Origin of the sequence: Mesorhizobium sp. B2-3-12, from assembly GCF_006442205.1 — a bacterium.
Lineage (GTDB): Bacteria > Pseudomonadota > Alphaproteobacteria > Rhizobiales > Rhizobiaceae > Mesorhizobium.
On the sequence record NZ_VFVR01000003.1, the window covers coordinates 342,478 to 360,775 of the forward strand.

The following is an 18,298-nucleotide window of genomic DNA, read 5'->3' on the forward strand; positions in this document are numbered from 1 at the left end:
CCATTTTCGACTCGGCCTGACCTGAATCTCAACAGACCTTGAGAGGCTCATCTTTTTATTACTCGATCAACCCCAGCCGCAGCGCCTTGGCGACCGCCTGGTTGCGGTTGACGGCGTTGAGCTTCTGGGTCGACTGGGTGAGGTACTGGTTGGCGGTGTGCACCGACAGTTTCAGGAGGCGCGCGATCTCCTCGCTGGTGTTGCCGTTGGCGGTCAGCTTCAGGCATTCGAGTTCGCGCTTGGAGATCGAGCGCATTCTGCCGGCGTCGCCCGGACGCATGCGCGCGACGGCGGCGAACAGCGAGAAGCAGCGAGCGTGGATCTCGTAGAGCGCATCCTGCGGCAGCGCGATCTCCGATCCGAGGAAGACGACGAGACCGCATTGTCCGCGATCGGCATGGACAGGAAAGGCAATGCCGCTCGAACCGGGTGTCAGCGGCGCCATCTGCCCGGTCCAGGCGAGATTGCCGAACATGTCGGCCATGGCCGCCACGCCATCATCCGTCCACCAGCGCGGCTCGGTCGAAATCCGGCTATGGCGAACGATCTCCTCGCCATTGGCGCCTGCGATGAACTTCGTCGCCACCGCGATGCCGGGATAGTCGGAATCAAAGCACGGGACCAGCCGCGCGCGTTCGGGCGACGGGCTGACGAAGAACAGGCCAAAGGCCGAGGCGTTGATGTCGACCGATATCCAGCGGCAGCGGCGCACGGCATCGGGAATGGTGACGGCGTGATGGGTTTCGGATCCCAATGAGAAGGCGCCGAACGGGCTGCGCTGCTCGTTGAAAAGGGCTTCCGCGGCGTCCTTGATGTCGGCGTGTTTCATATGATGCCACTCCTGATCGCCGTGGCGATGGCCATCGCACGGTTCGAGGCCGCGAATTTCTGGATGGCGTGGGTGATGTAGCTGTTGACGGTGTTGGAGGAGACGCCGAGGATAACCGCCACCTCGTCGGTGGTCTTGCCTTCCGAGACCCAGAACAGGCATTCGCGCTCGCGATCCGACAGCGGATCCTGCATGGCCGCGGCCGCGATCAACTGCGGAATGTGCGAGAGCGCGTAGCAGCATTTCAGCTGCGCCTTCATCAGCGCGGGCTGGTCGATCCGGCCGGCGGCCGCCGCCGAGAACAAGGCGAACAGGCGCTGGCGGCCGACATTCAGCCGCAATGAATAGATTTCGGCATGGCCGAGTACGTCGAGGAGCCGGGCCTCTTCACCCGAGACCAGTCCGTCGGCATCCGGCGCCTGGGCCGCCACCAGCGGTGTCGGGCGGATACCGGGCGCCGCGGTGAGGGGGCCCTGGGCGAGGCCGGCGATCAGCCGTTTGCCGATCAGTTCGATGGCGTCGAAGATCCAGTTCGAGGAAACGATGCGCGCATCGTTGCGGTCCTGGTCATGGACGATGGCGACCAGCATGTAGCTGTCGGCGCCGATCTCGGCGGTCAACTCCATGAAGAAGGAGGTGAGATCACCGCGCGACGTCAGGCGCGAGCCCAATGTGTCGGATTGTAGAGGCGCGGCGGGACTGCTCATCTGCTGCTTTTGGCCGGAATCGATTCTGATGTCCGGTTGCTGGAGAGCCAGCCGCCGAACTCGAAACGCGTTACTTTTACGAGACACACACGAGGCGCGGGGCCGCGCCCAATCAGACGGAATCCATTCAGGGAACGCGAAGACGTCCGCGTCTGGCGCCGGAAAAAGTCCGGAACGTGAGACTTTGGGTGGTCGCCGCGCCCCCCGAGGACCGGCTGATTCGGGTCTAATCTACCCGCAGATGAATCCGACATCAAACGCGATTTGACAAAATCGAATCCGGCGGACTCGATGCGCGACTCAGGGGTCGTTTTCCGTGCCTTTCCGTGGGCAGGGACGTCGAGCCGCATAGGGTGGCCACAGCGTTTGCGATGGGCTCATGGGGTGTCGGTGGACGCAAAAAAGGGCGGCTGACGCCACCCTCCTTTGGTCTCCGCGCAGACGGCAGCGTTCCCTTTGCGGCGATCTAACGATCCTCGAAACCGGTCAGCACGCCGACGGCGTTGATGCCGATCTCCTCGACGGCATAGCCGCCTTCCTGGACAAACAGCGTCGGCAAGCCGAGCCTGGCGATGCGCTGGCCGATCTTGGGATAGTCGGGGCTTTTCAGCTTGAACTGGCTGATCGGGTCCTTCTCGAACGTATCGACGCCGAGCGACACGACGACGATGTCGGGCGCGTAGGCGGCAAGCTTGGCGCAGGCGTCTTCCAGGGCGGCGTTCCAGGCGTCCCAACCGGTGCCGAAGGGCATGGGATAGTTGATGTTGAAGCCTTCCCCGGCGCCCAAGCCGCGCTCGTCGGCATGGCCGAGGAAGAACGGGTATTCCACCATCGGATCGCCGTGCAGATTGAGAACCTGCACGTCGGCGCGGTCGTAGAAGATCTCCTGCGTGCCATTGCCGTGGTGATAATCGACGTCGAGGATAGAGACGCGTTTGGCGCCCTGGTCGAGGAACCATTGCGCGGCAACCGCCGCGTTGTTGATGTAGCAATAGCCGCCCATGAAGCCGGCGCCGGCGTGGTGGCCGGGCGGGCGGCAGAGCGCGAAGGCCGATCTCTCGCCGCCCTTGACCAGACCGGCGGCGGTCAGCGCGACGTCGTAGGAGGATTTGATCGCGGCCCAGGTGCCTTCGACGAAGGTGGCGCCGCCGTCGAAGGAATAATAGCCGAGCAGGGCATCGATGCGCTTGGGCGGCACGTCGCCGCGCAGGCCGCGCGTCGGCCAGGTGAAGGGCATGGCCGTACCGGTGTGGCCCTCGGCGATCCATTGTGGCCAGACGGTCGGCAGGAAGTCGATGTAGTCGGCCCTGTGAACGCGCTTGGCGGCGGCAAGGTCGTGCTCGACCGGCGCGATAACAGGTCCGAGCTTCTCGCTTTCGACCCGCGCCTTGATGAACTCCGCGCGCGAGGGTTTTTCGAAACCGGGTACGATGGCCGAGGTGACCAGTTCCATCTGGCCGGCATGACCGGCGTGAAGCGGCGAATAGACAGTCTTCATGAAATTCCTCTCGAAATGCGAAATCAGTCTAGGTTGAGATAGGGGCTCACCAGAGCCAGCCACATGGCTTCGACATCGTCCTCGATGAGGTCGAATGTCCTGCGATCTCTCTTCAGTCCGACTAGCCGGCAGGCGTGCCCGACCTCCATCATCACCAGGCCGAGCCGTTTGGCGGTCTTGTCTTCGAGAGCCGGATTCACATGCCGCAGCCAGGCGGCGTAAAGCGCGATGATCTGCTCGTCATATTCGTCCTGGATAGGCCTGAGATCGGCATTGCCTGAAATGGCCTCGATCACCGGCATCAGGGTCGCGTTCTCGAGATAGATACTGGACGTGTCGATGAAGAGCTTGCGTACCTCGCGCCGGAATTCTTCACGGTTGGTGGGCCGAGGGACCTTTATGCGCTTCTCGATCACCTCGGGAAAGGAGGACAGCCAGCGCCGGGCGAGGTCCAGAAGGATGGCTTCCTTGTTGGGAAAGTACTGGTAGACCGAGCCGACAGACAAGCCCGCGCGCTGCGCGATGGCGAGCGTCGTCGGCGTCCTGGTTCCTTGCTCTCGCGTCAAGATCAGCGCCGCGTCGAGAATCCGGTCGACAACCTTGCTCGACCGTTGCTGCCGCGGCTGCTTGCGCGGTTCGAGCGCTATCCTGGTTTTGCGGTCGAGACTGCGCTTCACGGGTTGATGTCCTCGTTCCCCGCCTGGTCCCAAGAGAGGCGGAGCGTGCTGTCCACAATACATTCCAAATCCGGCATGTTGACAAACGCGAATAATCAGTCGCATTCTTTATCCACACTGTCTCTTGGGATAACAAGGGGAATTTCAAAGACAGTGCGCCGGCATCAAATTTGTCCGACAGCGCCGCTCCATGGTGCGGCGGGTCGTTGGACACGAGCTTTTCCGGTCTCCAGTCAGTCGTCAAAAGCGCGGAGTCGCGATGTCGGTCACGGGTGCGGGTAGTGCGGATCTGATCGTTCTCAACGGTCGCGTGCTGACCATGGACGATGATAATCCCGTCGCCGAAGCCATTGCCGTCAAGGACGGCTCTATCATCGCCATTGGCGGTCGCGCAGCCATTGAAGAATTCAAGGGATCAGCCACCAACATCATCGACGCGCATGGCGGATCGGTCCTGCCCGGCTTCATCGAAGCCCATATGCATCTGTTTTCGGGCGCCGCCGAGCTTGCCCATCTGCAACTGGCGGGCGTGCACGGGTTCGAGGCGCTGCAGAAGGCGATCCGCGACTATGCAACGACACGTCCCGACGCGCGGATGCTGGTCGGGCAGGGCGTCGACTACACGGTGCTCGACGACGTGCGGGTGACGCGCCACCATCTCGACGCGATCCTGCCGGACCGGCCTTTCGTCATGGCGGCTCCCGACCACCACACGATGTGGGCCAACACCAAAGCCCTGGAAATGGCTGATATTCTGCATGGGCGCACGCTTGGGCCGGGTAATGAGATCGTCATGGGGGATGACGGCCTGGCAGAAGGCGAGTTGCGCGAGGGCGAAGCGTTCGGCCCGGTGCTCGACCTTGCCGGCGAAAGCCGTGTGCGGCTGGGGCTGGCGACCGGCGGCGAGCCGGAGCCGCTGCCGACGGCGGAAGAACGCGCCTTCGACCGCGACATCATGCGGCGCGGGCTTGCCTGGTGCGCGCGCCACGGCATCACCTCGATCCAGAACATGGACGGCAACCTCTACCAGCTCGAACTGCTGGCCGAGATCGAGGCCGAGGAAGGGCTGCCCTGCCGCGTGCAGATCCCCTTCCACTACAAGAATTTCATGACGCTCGACATGCTCGACAAGGCGTCCGTCATGGCCGAGCGCTACGACAGCGAATGGCTGTCGTCGGGCATGGTCAAGGTGTTCTATGACGGGGTGCTCGACTCCTGGACGGCGGTCATGATCGAGCCTTATGCCGATCGTCCCGACTGGGTCGGCGAGCCATTGTTCACGCCGCGGCAGTTCATCGATCTGGCGGTCGCCATCGACAAACGCGGGCTGCAGATCGCCGTGCACGCGATTGGCGACGGCGCGGTGCGTGCGGTGCTCGACGGCTATGAGGCGGCTGAGAAGGCCAACGGCAAGCGCGACAGCCGGCACCGGGTCGAACATATTGAGGTCACCACCAGCGCCGATGTGCCGCGCTTTGCCGAACTCGGCGTCATCGCTTCCATGCAGCCGCCGCATCCTCCCGGCGCCATGGATTTCCCGCTGGAGCCGACCGTGTCGCGGATCGGGCCTGCGCGCTGGCCGCTCAGCTACGCCTGGCGCACCTTGAAGAACGCCGGCGCGCATGTCGTGTTCGCGTCGGACTGGCCGGTGTCGCCGATCGACCCGATCCTGGGCATTCAGGCGGCAGTGCTGCGCAAGCCGTGGGCAGAAAACGATCCCGACCAGAGCTTCTCGCTGCATGAATCGATTGCCGCCTACACGGTCGAAGGCGCCTATGCCGAATTCGCCGAGCACCGCAAGGGCATGGTGAAACCGGGCTATTTGGCGGATCTGGTGGTGCTGTCGGCCGATATCGAGAAGACGGCGCCGGCCGATCTGCACAAGGTACGGCCGGTGACGACGATCTGCGGCGGCAAGATCACCTATCAGGCCTGATAATGGCATGAGGCTTGCTGTCTAACGACTGACTGAACTGTGATTCAATGCCGGGCTTGCCAACCTACCGGCCATGTGGTCACATCCAACAGGGGACAAACTCCGCCAGCAAGAGCGGGGTCAACAGTGAGGCGTAATCGTGCCGGACAAACCGGATCGGAATGCGATTGAAGTAGTAAACGTCAGCAAAATTTTCGGATCGGGTGAAGGGCAGGTCGCTGCCCTCGACAAGGTCTCGGTATCCATCCGCGAAAACGAGTTCTTCACGCTGCTGGGGCCGTCCGGCTGCGGCAAGACCACCTTGCTGCGGCTGATCGCCGGCTTTGACTTTCCAACCGCCGGCGGGATCCTGCTCTACGGCCATGACATCGCGCCATTGCCGCCGTTCAAGCGGCCGGTCAACACCGTCTTCCAGTCCTACGCACTGTTCCCGCACATGACGGTGGCCGACAATATCGGCTTTGGCCTGGAAATGCTGGGCAAGCCAAAGGCCGAGATCAAGGCGCGTGTCGCCGAGATGTTGAAGCTGGTCAAGATGGAAGCGCTGGCGGGTCGCCGCACTGGCCAGATTTCCGGCGGCCAACAGCAGCGCGTGGCGCTGGCCCGGGCGCTGGCGCCGCAGCCGAAAGTGCTGTTGCTCGACGAACCGCTCTCGGCGCTCGACTACAAGCTGCGCAAGGAGATGCAGATCGAGCTGAAGCGGCTGCAGCACGAGACCGGCATCACCTTCATCTTCGTCACTCACGACCAGGAAGAAGCGCTGACCATGTCGGACCGCATCGCGGTTATGTCGTCGGGCAAGATCCTGCAGGTCGGCTCGCCCTGGGACATCTACGACAAGCCGGCGGAACGCTTCGTGGCCGACTTCATCGGCGAAACCAATTTCCTCACCGCCGCCATTTCAGGCGTCGGCAATGGTAAGGCGCGCGCGACGCTCAAGTCCGGCACGACCATCGAGGCCACCGTTGCCGAAGGCTTCCAGCCCAAGGACAACGCCACCGTTGTGGTGCGGCCCGAGCATGCCAAGCTGACGAAGGACAAGGGCGACCTGTCTGGCACGGTCGAAAACATCGTCTATTTCGGCACCGACACGCATATCCATGTCCAGCTCGACAGCGGCGAGGCCTTCACCGTGCGCCAGCAGAACACGCGCAGCGCCGGCTGCGGTTTCGAGCGCGGCGACAAGGTCGGCATCATGATCGGCAACGACGCCGCGCAAGTGCTGAGGGACTGATGGCGACCGCGGAAGAAGTCGCCAAGGCAGCGGAACGGCGCGATGTCCGTGACCGCTGGCTTTTGTCAGCCCCGGCGCTGCTGGTCATCCTGTTCGCCGCCACCGGCCCGCTGCTGATCGTGCTGGTCTATTCGTTCCTGACCCCCGGCGCCTATGGGGACGTGAAATGGCAATTCTCGTCCGACGCCTGGACGTCGGTCTTCCTGGAACGCGATATTTTCGACGACACGCTGTCGCTGGCGGCGGCGCATGTCACCATTTTCTGGCGTTCGATCAAGCTCGCGGTGGTGACGACGCTCGCCACCTTGGCGCTCGGTTTCCCGACCGCCTATTTCATGGCCACGCGTAGCGAGAAAACGCGCGATCTCTGGCTGTTCCTGATCACCATCCCATTCTGGACGAACCTGTTGATCCGCACCTTCGCGGTGCTGCAGATCATCCGCAACGAAGGCATCGTCAACACCATCCTTCTGAAGCTCGGCATCGTCTCGGCGCCGGTGCAGATCCTCTACACCGACACGGCGATCCTGATCGGCATGGCCTATGTCTACCTGCCGCTGATGGTGCTGCCGATCTATGCCAGCATGGAGAAGCTCGACTTCCGGCTGGTCGAGGCGGGCTACGATCTCTACGCGACACGCTTCAAGGTGCTGCGCAAGATCATTTTCCCGCTGGTCAAACCTGGTGTCATTGCCGGCTCCATCCTGGTCTTCATTCCGGCGCTCGGCGCCTATGTGACGCCGAGCGTGCTGGGCGGCGGCAAGAACATGATGCTGTCCAATCTGATCGAATTGCAGTTCGGACAGGGCCGCAACTGGCCGCTCGGCTCGGCGCTGTCGATCACGGTGATGATCATCGTCATGGTGGCGCTGCTCGCCTATGTGCGCAATGCCGGCAAGTCAGGGGTGCGGCATGGCTAGCAACTTCTCCATCAAGCACCAGCCGGGCTTCACCGCGATCGCGGCGACCTGTTTCGTGGTGCTCTATCTGCCGATTATCGTGCTGGTGATCTATGCCTTCAACGCGGCAAGCTCGACCTCGGAATGGGGCGGCTTTTCGCTGAAATGGTTCCAGTCGGCTTACCAGAACACGCAAGTCATCGATGCGACGCTGCGCTCGTTCCAGATCGGCGCCATCGCGGCGGTGCTGTCGACCATCTTCGCCACCATGGCGGCACTCGCCACCACGCGCACGGCGTCCTATCCCGGCCTCACCTTCAAATACGCGGCGATCAACCAGCCGCTGATGGTGCCCGAGATCGTCACCGGCGTGGCGCTGCTGATCTTCTTCTCGCGCATCAAGATCTTCACCGGCTATTCCGGCATCGGCTATCTGGTCGCCGCGCATACGGCGTTCTGCATTCCCTTCGCCTACCTGCCGATCCGGGCGCGGCTGGAGAATATGGACCTGACGCTGGAACGCGCCGCGGCCGATCTGTACGCGACGCCATGGAAGACCTTCCGCCGCATCACGCTGCCGCTTTTGTGGCCCGGTATCCTCGCCGGCCTGATGCTGGCCTTCGTCATCTCACTCGATGACGTGGTCATCACCGAGTTCGTCAAATCGGGCGGCCAGGACACGCTGCCCACCTACATGCTCGGCCAGATCCGCCGCGGCATCACGCCTGAGATCAACGCGATATCGACCGCCTTCCTGCTGCTTTCGGTCGCGATCGTCACGTTGTTTTTCTTCGTCAGCAGGAAACGAGACTGAAACCGACAATGGGAGTTAAGACCATGAATTGGAAGACAACAGCGAGTGCCATGGGGTTGGCGCTGCTCGCTTCGACGGGGCTCGCCCGCGCCGACGGCGTGCTCAACATCTATAATTGGGGCAACTACACCAGCCCCGACGTGATCAAGAAGTTCGAAGCCAAATACAACATCAAGGTGACCATCACCGACTACGATTCCAACGATACGGCGCTGGCCAAGGTTCGCCAGGGCGGCACCGGTTTCGACATAGCGGTGCCCTCGCAGACCTACGTGCCGATCTGGATCAAGGAAGGTCTCGTCCAGGAGACCGATCCCGGCAAGATGGAGAACGCCAAGAACATCGCACCCGAATGGGCCAATCCCGACTTCGATCCCGGCCGTAAATATACCGTTCCGTGGGCTTGGGGCACGATCGGGGTCGTCGTCAATACCGACGCCTACAAGGGTCCGGCCAACACCTGGGGCATCATCTTCAACACGCCGGACGAGTTGAAGGGCAAGGTCAACGTCGTGCCGGAGATGGGCGACGTGATGTTCGCCGCGATCAAGTATGTCGGCGGCCAGCAGTGCACCGACGACAAGGTGGTGCTGAAGAAGGTACGCGACCTCTTGGTGGCGGCCAAGCCGAACTGGATCGCCATGGAATACAACACGATCGAGAAGATGGGCGCCGGTGACTTCAAGGCAACCAGCGACTGGAACGGCTCGGCGCTCCGCCAGCGCCTGGCCAACCCGGCCATCCACTTCAACTATCCGAAGGAAGGCTATGGCCTGTGGAGCGACAACGTCGTCGTTCTCAAGGAAGCCAAGAATGTCGAGAACGCCAAGCTGTTCCAGAACTTCATCATGGATCCGGAAAACGCGGCGGGCCTCTCGGCCTTCCATCGTTACGCCAACGCCATTGCCGGTTCGGACAAATACATGCCGGCCGACATGAAGGACGCGCCGGAAGTCGTCATTCCGGCCGACGCCAAGCCGCTTGGCGAACTGCAGCAGATGTGCGCCCCTGAGACGCAGGAGCTCTACACCAAGATCTGGACCGAACTGCAGAAGTAGTCACAGACCCCAAGAGGCCCGGCGGCACATGCCGCCGGGCCTTTCTTTTCTGGGAATGGCCTTTCATGGACTCCTATCGCAACAGCGATCCGCGGCCGCCGATCATGCACGGGTCGCCGCCCGCCATGGTGCCGCCCAGGCTCGACTGGGACAGGCCGCCCTGGAACCGCTGGGCTTTCCAGCACATCAGGGAAATCCTGCCGACCGCCGAAGTCTGGCGCGGCAATGGTCACCGCCACCGTTTCGAACGCGCCGAGGTCGATCTCGACAGGTTGGCGGTCGGGGACAGCGAGGGCAGGCCTTCGACGCTCGCCGGCTTGCTCGACGAGACCTATACGGACGGCTTCCTGGTCCTCAAGGACGGCAGGATAGCCTATGAGCGCTATTTCAACGGCATGGACGAGCGGACGCTGCATCTCTCGCAGTCGATGGCTAAATCGATCACCGGCTCGGTGTTCGGCATACTGGCCGGACGCGGCCTGATCGATCCGGCGAGGCTCGTCACCGATTATCTGCCGGAGCTTGGCGCCACCGGCTGGGCCGGCGCCAGCGTCCAGCATGTCTTGGACATGACGACCGGCGTGCGGTTCTCCGAGGAATATGTCGACCGCTATTCCGACATCGGCCAGGTCGATGTCGCGACCGGCTGGAAACCGGTGCCACCGGGCAGCGATCCGGATTTCCGCTGGCCCTCGCACATGTTCGAGCTGATCCTGGGCTTGAAGGACACGGTTCGCCCGCACGGCGCCCGGTTCGAGTACCGCTCGATCGAGACGGACGTGCTTGCCTTCATTATGGAACGGGTGACAGGCAAAAGGCTGTCGCAACTGGTTTCCGAGGAACTCTGGCAAAAGCTCGGTGCCGACGAAAGCGCCTGCTTCACCGTCGACAGCGCGGGCTACGCGCTGGCCGATGGCGGTTTCAACGCGACGCTGCGCGACTATGGCCGCTTCGGCCAGCTGATCCTCGACGATGGTCGCGGCATCGTGCCGGCCGACTGGATCGAGGCGACGCGCAGTGGCAAGCATGGTCCGGATTTCTCCGCCAGCCTGCCCGAGGGCAGCTTTCGCAACCAGTTCTGGATCGAGAATCCGCGGTCGCGGGCGCTAATGTGCCGGGGCGTGTTCGGACAGATGATCCACATCGACTGGGACACAGGAATCGTCGTGGTGAAGCTGTCGACCTGGCCGGATTTCAGCAACCTGGACTATTCCGTGGCAACGCTGAAGGCCGTGCACGCCATAGCTGTTGCACTGGCCTGAGCTTCAACGAACAATGGACTGGAAGGAAACGCCATGACCGGCAAGACCGCGTTCGAGACCCGCTACGGCTTCCGCCGCAACGAGGTGCAGCTCGGCAATTGGCGCGAAAACCCGTTCAACCGGTGGTCATTCCAGAATCTCGGCGAACTGGTGCCGACCGCCCGCGTGGCCGCGGCACCGGGCGTCGTCGAAGCTCCTGTGCGGGACTTGGGCGGCTTACTCGGCGAAAAGGTTTCGGTTGCCGCTGCGCCAGAGACGGTGGCCGAATTCCTCTTGCGCTCCAGCACTGACGCGCTGACGGTGATGAAAGGCGGCAAGACCATTGGCGACTGGTTCGCCCCACATATGGATTTCGGCGCGCGCCACATCATCTTTTCGGTCAGCAAATCGGTGACCGCCATCATCGCCGGCATACTGGAGGGCGAGGGGGCGTTCGATCCCGAAGCCCCGGTGACGAAGTACATTCCCGAGGCCAAAGGTTCGGCCTATGGTGATGCCAGCGCGCGGCATGTGCTCGATATGAGCGTCAGCCTCGATTTCGAGGAGGCCTATCTCGATGCCGAAAGCGCTTTTGCCCGCTATCGCCGCGCGACGCTGTGGAACCCCGGCGGCGGCACCGAAAGCCTGCGCGAATTCATCCTGACCTTGCAGCGGCTTGCCGAGCCGCATGGCCAGACTTTCCGCTACCGTTCGCCCAATTCCGACCTGCTCGGCCTGCTGCTGGAACGTGCCTCGGGCCAGCGCTTCCCCGATCTGATGCGTGAGAAACTGTGGCTGCCGCTCGGCGCCGTCAGCGAGGCGTCGATCGGCGTCGACATGGAAGGCACGGCACGTACCGCCGGTGGTATTTCGGTGACGCCGCGCGATCTGGCACGCATCGGCGAGATGATGCGGCAAGGCGGCACGGCCAATGGCCGCCGCATCGTGCCCGAGGCCTGGGTGCGCGACACCACCGTCACCGGCGGCAGCTCGGAGGCCTGGCAGCGCGGCGCCATGCTGCCGCTGTTCCCGAAGGGCCGCTACCGCAACAAATGGTATCAGACCGGCTTCGAGAATGGCGCCTATTGCGGCATCGGCATCCATGGCCAGTGGCTCTATGTCGATCCGAAAGCGGAAGTCGTCATAGCCAAGATGTCGTCGCAACCGGAGCCGGTCGACGATCCGCTGGATATCGAGATCGTCGCCTTCTTCGAGGCGCTGAGCCGGATAATCTGACCGCGCTCCGGCGGCCACATTAGAGCGGTTCAGCGTTTGATAGAATCGCCGGCCCACTCTAACTCTTTGTTTTTGCGCAATTCCGGACGGAAAACCGTTGCACACTTTTCCTGGAATTGCTCTAGAGGCTGCTTTCCTGTGGACCCGCCGGCCTGATAGAGGCGCGACGGTTGGCGGACCTGATGTCTGCGCCTATGGTCGCCGCTCTTTTCGAAAAGAGTGGGAATGACATGGCATCCGACATCAGGAGCGTCGCAGCCATCATCGCGGCCGAAATCAAGGCGCGGCCCGAACAGGCGGCCGCGGCGATCGGACTGCTCGATGAGGGTGCGACGGTGCCGTTCGTGGCGCGCTACCGCAAGGAAGTGACCGGCGGGCTTGACGACACGCAGCTGCGCGACCTTGCCGAACGGCTTGCTTATCTGCGCGAACTCGATGCGCGCCGCGACAGCATCCTCGGCTCGATCCGCGAGCAGGGCAAGCTGACCGAGGATCTCGAAGCCAAGATCGCGGCGGTGGCCACCAAGGCGGAGCTGGAAGACATCTATTTGCCCTACAAGCCGAAGCGCCGCACCAAGGCCGAGATTGCCAGGGAGCGGGGCCTCGGGCCTTTGGCGGAGGCGATCCTCGCCGACCGTTCGCTGGTGCCCGCCGAGGTGGCGCTCGCCTATGTCACCGAGGAGGTGGCCGACACCAAGGCAGCACTCGAGGGCGCGCGCGATATTCTCTCGGAGCAGTTCGCGGAAAATGCCGATCTGGTCGGCAAGCTGCGGAGCTACATGAAGGAGCGCGCCTTCCTGCGCGCCAGGGTGGTGGACGGCAAGCAGGAGGCCGGCGCGAAATTCTCCGACTATTTCGACCATGTCGAGCGTTGGTCCACGGCGCCGAGCCACCGCGCACTGGCCATGTTGCGCGGCCGCAACGAGGAAGTGCTGTCGCTCGACATCGAGGTCGATGCGGATGACACCTCGCAGGTGAAGCCGGTCGAGCGCATGATCGCCAACGCCTATGCCATCGGTGGCAGCCTGCCGGGCGACCGCTGGCTTATGGAGGTCGCCGGCTGGACCTGGCGGATAAAACTGTCGCTGCACCTGACGCTCGATCTGATGCGCGATTTGCGCGAACGGGCCGAGGAAGAGGCGATCCACGTCTTTGCCCGTAACCTGAAGGATTTGCTGCTGGCGGCACCCGCCGGCTCAAGGCCGACGATGGGGCTCGACCCAGGTATCCGAACCGGCGTCAAGGTCGCGGTGGTGGACGGCACCGGCAAGCTGGTGGCGACGACGACGGTCTATCCGTTCCCGCCGAGGAATGATGTGCGCGGCACGCAGGCCGAACTTGCCGCGCTGATCCGCCAGCACAAGGTCGAGTTGATCTCGATCGGCAACGGCACCGGCAGCCGCGAGACGGAGAAGCTGGTCGCCGACATGCTGTCCGACCTGCCTGCGGGGGCAGGGCCGAAGCCGCTCAAGGTGATCGTCAGCGAGGCGGGTGCCTCGATCTATTCGGCTTCGGCGGCGGCGGCGGCCGAGTTTCCCGGCCTCGACGTGTCGCTGCGCGGCGCGGTGTCGATCGCGCGGCGCCTGCAGGATCCGCTGGCCGAACTGGTCAAGATCGAACCGAAATCCATTGGCGTCGGCCAGTACCAGCACGATGTGGACCAGTATCGGCTTGGTCGCTCGCTGGAAGCGGTCGTGGAGGACGCCGTCAACGCGGTCGGCGTCGACCTCAACACCGCCTCGGCGCCGCTTTTGGCGCGCGTTTCAGGATTGGGCGCCTCGCTCGCCGACGCCATTGTCGCGCATCGCGACGCGACCGGACCATTCGCCAGCCGCAAGGAACTCCTCAAGGTGGCGCGGCTTGGACCGCGCGCCTTCGAGCAATGCGCCGGCTTTCTGCGCATTGCCAATGGCAGCGAGCCGCTCGATGCCTCGTCGGTGCATCCGGAAGCCTATGGCGTGGCCAAGAAGATCGTCGCCGCCTGTGGCCGCGACGTGCGTTCGCTGATGGGTGACAGCGCGGCGCTCAAGGCGCTCGATCCCCGCGTCTTCGTCGACGAGCGTTTCGGCCTGCCGACGGTGCGCGATATTCTTGCCGAGCTGGAGAAGCCCGCTCGCGACCCGCGCCCGGGCTTCAAGACCGCGACCTTCGCCGACGGTGTCGACGACATCAAGGATCTGAAGCCCGGCATGCTGCTGGAAGGCACGGTGACCAACGTCGCGGCGTTTGGCGCCTTCGTCGATATCGGGGTGCATCAGGACGGGCTGGTGCATGTCTCGCAACTGGCCGACCGTTTCATCAAGGACGCGCATGAGGTGGTCAAAGCCGGCGACGTGGTCAAGGTGCGCGTCGTCGATGTCGACATCAAGCGCAAGCGCATCGCGCTCTCCATGCGCAGGGATGGCGGCGAGGGCGGCGCATCGAAGGGTGGACCGCGCGACAATGGCGGCGGCAGGCCGGCGCCACGCTCGCCGGCGCCGCAACGCCAACCGGAGCGGCCGGCACAGCAGGGCGCGTTCGGCGCGGCGCTGGCGGACGCGCTGAAGCGGAAGTAGCTACCACGCCAGAACAGCCGGCTCCTTCTCAAGCCGGCCCAGCAGCCAGTCGCGAAAACTGGCGACCGGTGGATAGCCGCGCTTGTCGTGGGGAACGACAAGGTAATAGGCGCTGCGGCTTTGCATCGGCTGGCCGGGCGCCGGCACAAGCTGGCCGCGCTGCAATTCACCCTCGATGAGAAGCAGCGGCAACAGCGCCACGCCGAGCCCCGCCATGCAGGCCTGGGCAGCGGTGCCGAACTGTTCGAACTGCATTCCGGGTCCGGTCGGAGCGCTCAGGCCCTGATGCTCGAACCATTCGCTCCAGGCGCCGGGGCGCGTCGTCATGTGCAGCAGCGGCAAACGGCCAATGTCGGCCGGCGTGGCGATGGCGCGACCGGCGAGGAAGTCGGGGGAGACGACCGGGGCCACCGTTTCGCGCACCAGCAGCGTCGAGTCGGCTTCCGGCCAGTCCGGCAGGCCGTAGTGGATGGCCGCATCCAGCCTCTCCCTGGCGAAGTCGAAACGGCCGATGCGGGTGGCGAAGTTGATGGTTATGTCGGGATTGCTTTCGACGAAATCGGGGATCATCGGCATCAGCCAGCGGGTGCCGAAGGTCGGCAAAATGGCAAGGTTCAGGATGCCACTATGCCGATTGCTCATCAATCCGAGGGCTGCATCGCGCAATTGGCCAAGTGCCGAGCGCACCGCCTCCGCGTAGATTTCGCCTGCGGTCGACAGGCGGACGTTGCGGCTGTCGCGTTCGAACAGCCGGCGACCGAACTGATCCTCCAGAAGGTTGATCTGCCGGCTGACAGCGCCCTGGGTCAAGTCCAGCTCCTGCGCGGCGGCGGTGAAGGAGCCGAGCCGGGCCACCGCCTCGAAGGCGGCGAGGGCACTGATGTTGGGCAATAGGCGGCGCTGGACACTCATGATCCATTACTAGCGCTCATTGATCGGTGAAGCAATTTCGTTTGATTTTCTCAAGCTGCGGGCCGATAAGCCGGGTTCACCTTTCGAAGGACAGAAAAGCCATGGCCGCCGACAAGAATGCATTCGTCTGGGAAGATCCGTTCCTGATCGAGGACCAGCTTTCGGAAGACGAGCGCATGGTGCGCGACGGCGCTGCCTCCTTTGCCGCCGACAAGCTCGCGCCGCGCATCGAGGAAGCCTATCTCAACGAGACTTTCGACACGGCGATCTTCCGCGAGATGGGCGAGGCCGGCCTGCTCGGCATCAATATTCCCGAGGAGTTCGGTGGACTTGGCGCCAACTATGTCACCTACGGGCTGGTGGCGCGGGAAGTCGAACGCGTCGATAGCGGCTATCGCTCGATGATGTCGGTGCAGTCGTCGCTGGTGATGTATCCGATCCATGCCTATGGCTCGGATGAGCAGCGCAGGAAGTACCTGCCGAAGCTCGCCAGCGGCGAATGGATCGGCTGTTTCGGCCTGACCGAGCCGGATGCCGGCTCCGACCCCGGCGGCATGAAGACCCGTGCCGAAAAGAGCGCCAACGGCTACAGGCTGACCGGCTCCAAGATGTGGATTTCCAATGCGCCGGTCGCCGACGTGTTCGTCGTCTGGGCGAAGCTGAAGGGCGAGAACGGCAAGGACGAAATCCGCGGCTTCGTGCTGGAAAAGGGCACGAAGGGGCTTTCGGCGCCGAAGATCGGCGGCAAACTCAGCCTGCGCGCTTCGATCACCGGCGAAGTGGTGATGGAAGGCGTCGAGGTCGGCGAGGACGCGCTGCTGCCGAACGCCAAGGGCCTCGGCGGACCGTTCGGTTGCCTCAACCGGGCCCGCTACGGCATTTCCTGGGGTTCGATGGGGGCGGCGGAAGATTGCTGGCGCCGCGCTCGCCAGTATGGCCTCGACCGCAAGCAGTTCGGCAAGCCGCTGGCCGGCACGCAGCTTTACCAGAAGAAGCTCGCCGACATGCAGACCGAAATCGCACTGGGCTTGCAGGCGTCGCTGCGCGTCGGACGTCTGCTCGACGAAGGCAAGATGGCGCCTGAGATGATCTCGATCGTCAAGCGCAACAATTGCGGCAAGGCGCTCGACATCGCCCGCCAGGCCCGCGACATGCATGGCGGCAACGGCATCCAGATCGGCTACCACGTCATGCGCCACGCGCAGAATCTGGAGACCGTCAACACCTATGAAGGCACGCATGACGTGCACGCGCTGATCCTGGGACGGGCACAGACGGGGATACAGGCGTTCTTTTAAGGTAGAGCAGTCTTGGTTCGAGACCGCCTCGCTAAACAGATCGTAGAGGATTTCTGAATAAACGGTGCTGTCTCTTCAGTTGTTTTGGAGAACGCAATGCCGTTGCGCAGTATCGCCGATTGCATCCGCGAGGGGCTCAAGCGCTTTCGCGGTAAGCGTCTTGTGCAGATGGATAGGTACCGGCGTGAGTTCAGCTTCGTTGGAGGCACTTGGGGTTCCCACGCCGAAGGGTGCCGCTTTACGATTGGTTCTGGGAGCAACTGGACGTTCCGTCTGAATTCCGGGGCTGTTCGAAAGATGTACGTGTGGGATGCCGGGCTTCATTTCGATGGCCCCTGCGGTGTAAACGTCTGCATCACCCGCTGGCTTGAGAAGATCGAGCATCCAGGCCCCACTCGCTCCTTCCGCAGCGAGACTGCTGCGGCCTATCGCTGGCGTAGCGCTATTGCTCGCTGGCTCAAGGAGTTCACATTACTTCCAAGCTCTCGTAATGACGCGCCTGCGGCGTATTGCTCGCATGTTACGGTGGAACGGATCAGCTATATCTCCCCCTTTTGCTCCAGGATTGAAGGGCTCTTGGAATCGGATATCGAAGATATCCGGGCACTGATCGAAAAACCGTTGCGGGATCTGTTAGCGCGCAGCGTCAAGGAAGTGCAGGTCGATGCAGAATATTGGCAGGAATTGGCCGTTCCCGTTGTCGTTGGCGAACTGCATTGGAATTGGCGAAATCCAATGGCGGAATTGCTGGCGGTTCACGATACGATCCTGGATTTCGTCAATAATTTTACGCCGGAGAGAGCCGCGAGCCGGCCACTCTCTCGCTATAAGATCGAAACCAGTAATCGCGATTACTGGTCTTACACCGTGACCGTGGATGATGAACCGGACGTCCGGATTCAGATTCCGAGCGTGAACCGCGAAGACCCGAATATCTATGAAGTGAGCGTCAGGATTGCTGGGATGTCGTTTCCGGTGAGGATCGAGAGATTGACACCTGTCCCTCTGGAGGGAATGCCGTTGTGTCCTGAAGGGAGATTTCAATATCTTGAGTATTACCTTCTTTTCCATGCTTGCAGTGCCCGCTTCGCAGCTTTTCCTAAATCCCCGCCAAGTCTGACGCCGGAAATTGGTGACCGCGCGGCGGAGCATCTCAAGAGCGCTTGGCTTGCAGTCAATCTTGAGAAAATGCGCAAATTTGGCAAATTCGTCGACGTGTTGATCATCTAGACTCGAGTAGCGCCGGCGTTCCAGGGCGAAGCAGGAGCGAAGCGATGTCGCGAAGACCCTCCCAAGCGAAATTGTCCGATCAGTAGCCGTTTAATTTAGGTGCACCGCAACATCCGCTTGGAGAATGGCGGCCAGATGTGTCAGGGTTCGGCCAGCTAAACGCCGAACCCCGGG

General features: G+C 62.8%; 15 protein-coding genes. 10 read left to right on the top strand and 5 right to left on the bottom strand.

Translation table 11 applies throughout. The features are described from left to right. Positions 1-58 precede the first annotated feature (58 nt). The 4 genes from FJ948_RS11955 to FJ948_RS11970 all read right to left on the bottom strand — a co-directional run bounded on the left by FJ948_RS11955 (position 59) and on the right by FJ948_RS11970 (position 3,711). Positions 59-829, bottom strand: a complete 771-nt coding sequence (locus FJ948_RS11955; protein WP_140704538.1) for a helix-turn-helix transcriptional regulator — start codon at positions 827-829, stop codon at positions 59-61. Continuing rightward, a complete protein-coding gene (locus FJ948_RS11960) occupies positions 826-1,536 on the bottom strand; it encodes a helix-turn-helix transcriptional regulator (RefSeq protein WP_027144736.1) in 711 nt (236 codons plus the stop codon). Before FJ948_RS11960 ends, FJ948_RS11955 begins: the two co-directional genes overlap by 4 nt. A gap of 466 nt (positions 1,537-2,002) precedes the next feature. After that, positions 2,003-3,034, bottom strand: coding sequence for a histone deacetylase family protein (locus FJ948_RS11965; RefSeq protein WP_140704540.1), 1,032 nt, complete (start codon positions 3,032-3,034; stop codon positions 2,003-2,005). A 23-nt stretch (positions 3,035-3,057) separates the two neighbouring features. After that, entirely contained in the window at positions 3,058-3,711 is a 654-nt protein-coding gene (locus tag FJ948_RS11970) for a TetR/AcrR family transcriptional regulator (protein WP_140704542.1), read from the bottom strand. A gap of 259 nt (positions 3,712-3,970) precedes the next feature. On the opposite strand from FJ948_RS11970, the gene FJ948_RS11975 reads away from it, so the two are divergent. From FJ948_RS11975 to FJ948_RS12010, 8 genes are all read left to right on the top strand, one after another. Then, on the top strand, positions 3,971-5,647 hold the full coding sequence (locus FJ948_RS11975) for an amidohydrolase (protein WP_140704544.1): 1,677 nt from the start codon (positions 3,971-3,973) through the stop codon (positions 5,645-5,647). 139 nt (positions 5,648-5,786) lie between these two features. After that, positions 5,787-6,881, top strand: a complete 1,095-nt coding sequence (locus FJ948_RS11980; protein ID WP_140704546.1) for an ABC transporter ATP-binding protein — start codon at positions 5,787-5,789, stop codon at positions 6,879-6,881. Further along, entirely contained in the window at positions 6,881-7,801 is a 921-nt protein-coding gene (locus FJ948_RS11985; RefSeq protein WP_140704548.1) for an ABC transporter permease, read from the top strand. The genes FJ948_RS11980 and FJ948_RS11985 overlap by 1 nt, the downstream gene beginning before the upstream one ends. Further along, positions 7,794-8,594, top strand: coding sequence for an ABC transporter permease (locus FJ948_RS11990; RefSeq protein WP_140704549.1), 801 nt, complete (start codon positions 7,794-7,796; stop codon positions 8,592-8,594). The genes FJ948_RS11985 and FJ948_RS11990 overlap by 8 nt, the downstream gene beginning before the upstream one ends. Before the next feature lie 23 nt (positions 8,595-8,617). Further along, positions 8,618-9,652 carry an extracellular solute-binding protein gene (locus FJ948_RS11995; RefSeq protein ID WP_140704550.1) on the top strand — a complete coding sequence of 345 codons (1,035 nt, stop codon included), beginning with the start codon at positions 8,618-8,620 and terminating at the stop codon, positions 9,650-9,652. A gap of 65 nt (positions 9,653-9,717) precedes the next feature. Beyond that, a complete protein-coding gene (locus tag FJ948_RS12000; RefSeq protein ID WP_140704552.1) occupies positions 9,718-10,914 on the top strand; it encodes a serine hydrolase in 1,197 nt (398 codons plus the stop codon). Positions 10,915-10,947: 33 nt separating this feature from the next. Next, complete coding sequence (locus tag FJ948_RS12005) at positions 10,948-12,129, top strand: serine hydrolase (RefSeq protein WP_140704553.1); 1,182 nt, start codon at positions 10,948-10,950, stop codon at positions 12,127-12,129. A 230-nt stretch (positions 12,130-12,359) separates the two neighbouring features. Next, the gene (locus FJ948_RS12010; protein ID WP_140704555.1) at positions 12,360-14,684 is read left to right on the top strand and encodes a Tex family protein; all 2,325 of its coding nucleotides are present in this window, start codon (positions 12,360-12,362) and stop codon (positions 14,682-14,684) included. Here the strand turns inward: FJ948_RS12010 and FJ948_RS12015 are convergent, their stop codons facing one another. Further along, positions 14,685-15,596 (bottom strand): LysR family transcriptional regulator, encoded by a 912-nt coding sequence (locus FJ948_RS12015; protein ID WP_140704556.1) that lies wholly within the window; start codon positions 15,594-15,596, stop codon positions 14,685-14,687. It lies immediately after the preceding gene. Positions 15,597-15,697: 101 nt separating this feature from the next. On the opposite strand from FJ948_RS12015, the gene FJ948_RS12020 reads away from it, so the two are divergent. Further along, complete coding sequence (locus FJ948_RS12020) at positions 15,698-16,894, top strand: acyl-CoA dehydrogenase (RefSeq protein ID WP_140704558.1); 1,197 nt, start codon at positions 15,698-15,700, stop codon at positions 16,892-16,894. A gap of 96 nt (positions 16,895-16,990) precedes the next feature. Further along, complete coding sequence (locus FJ948_RS12025) at positions 16,991-18,124, top strand: hypothetical protein (RefSeq protein ID WP_140704560.1); 1,134 nt, start codon at positions 16,991-16,993, stop codon at positions 18,122-18,124. Positions 18,125-18,298: the final 174 nt, after the last annotated feature.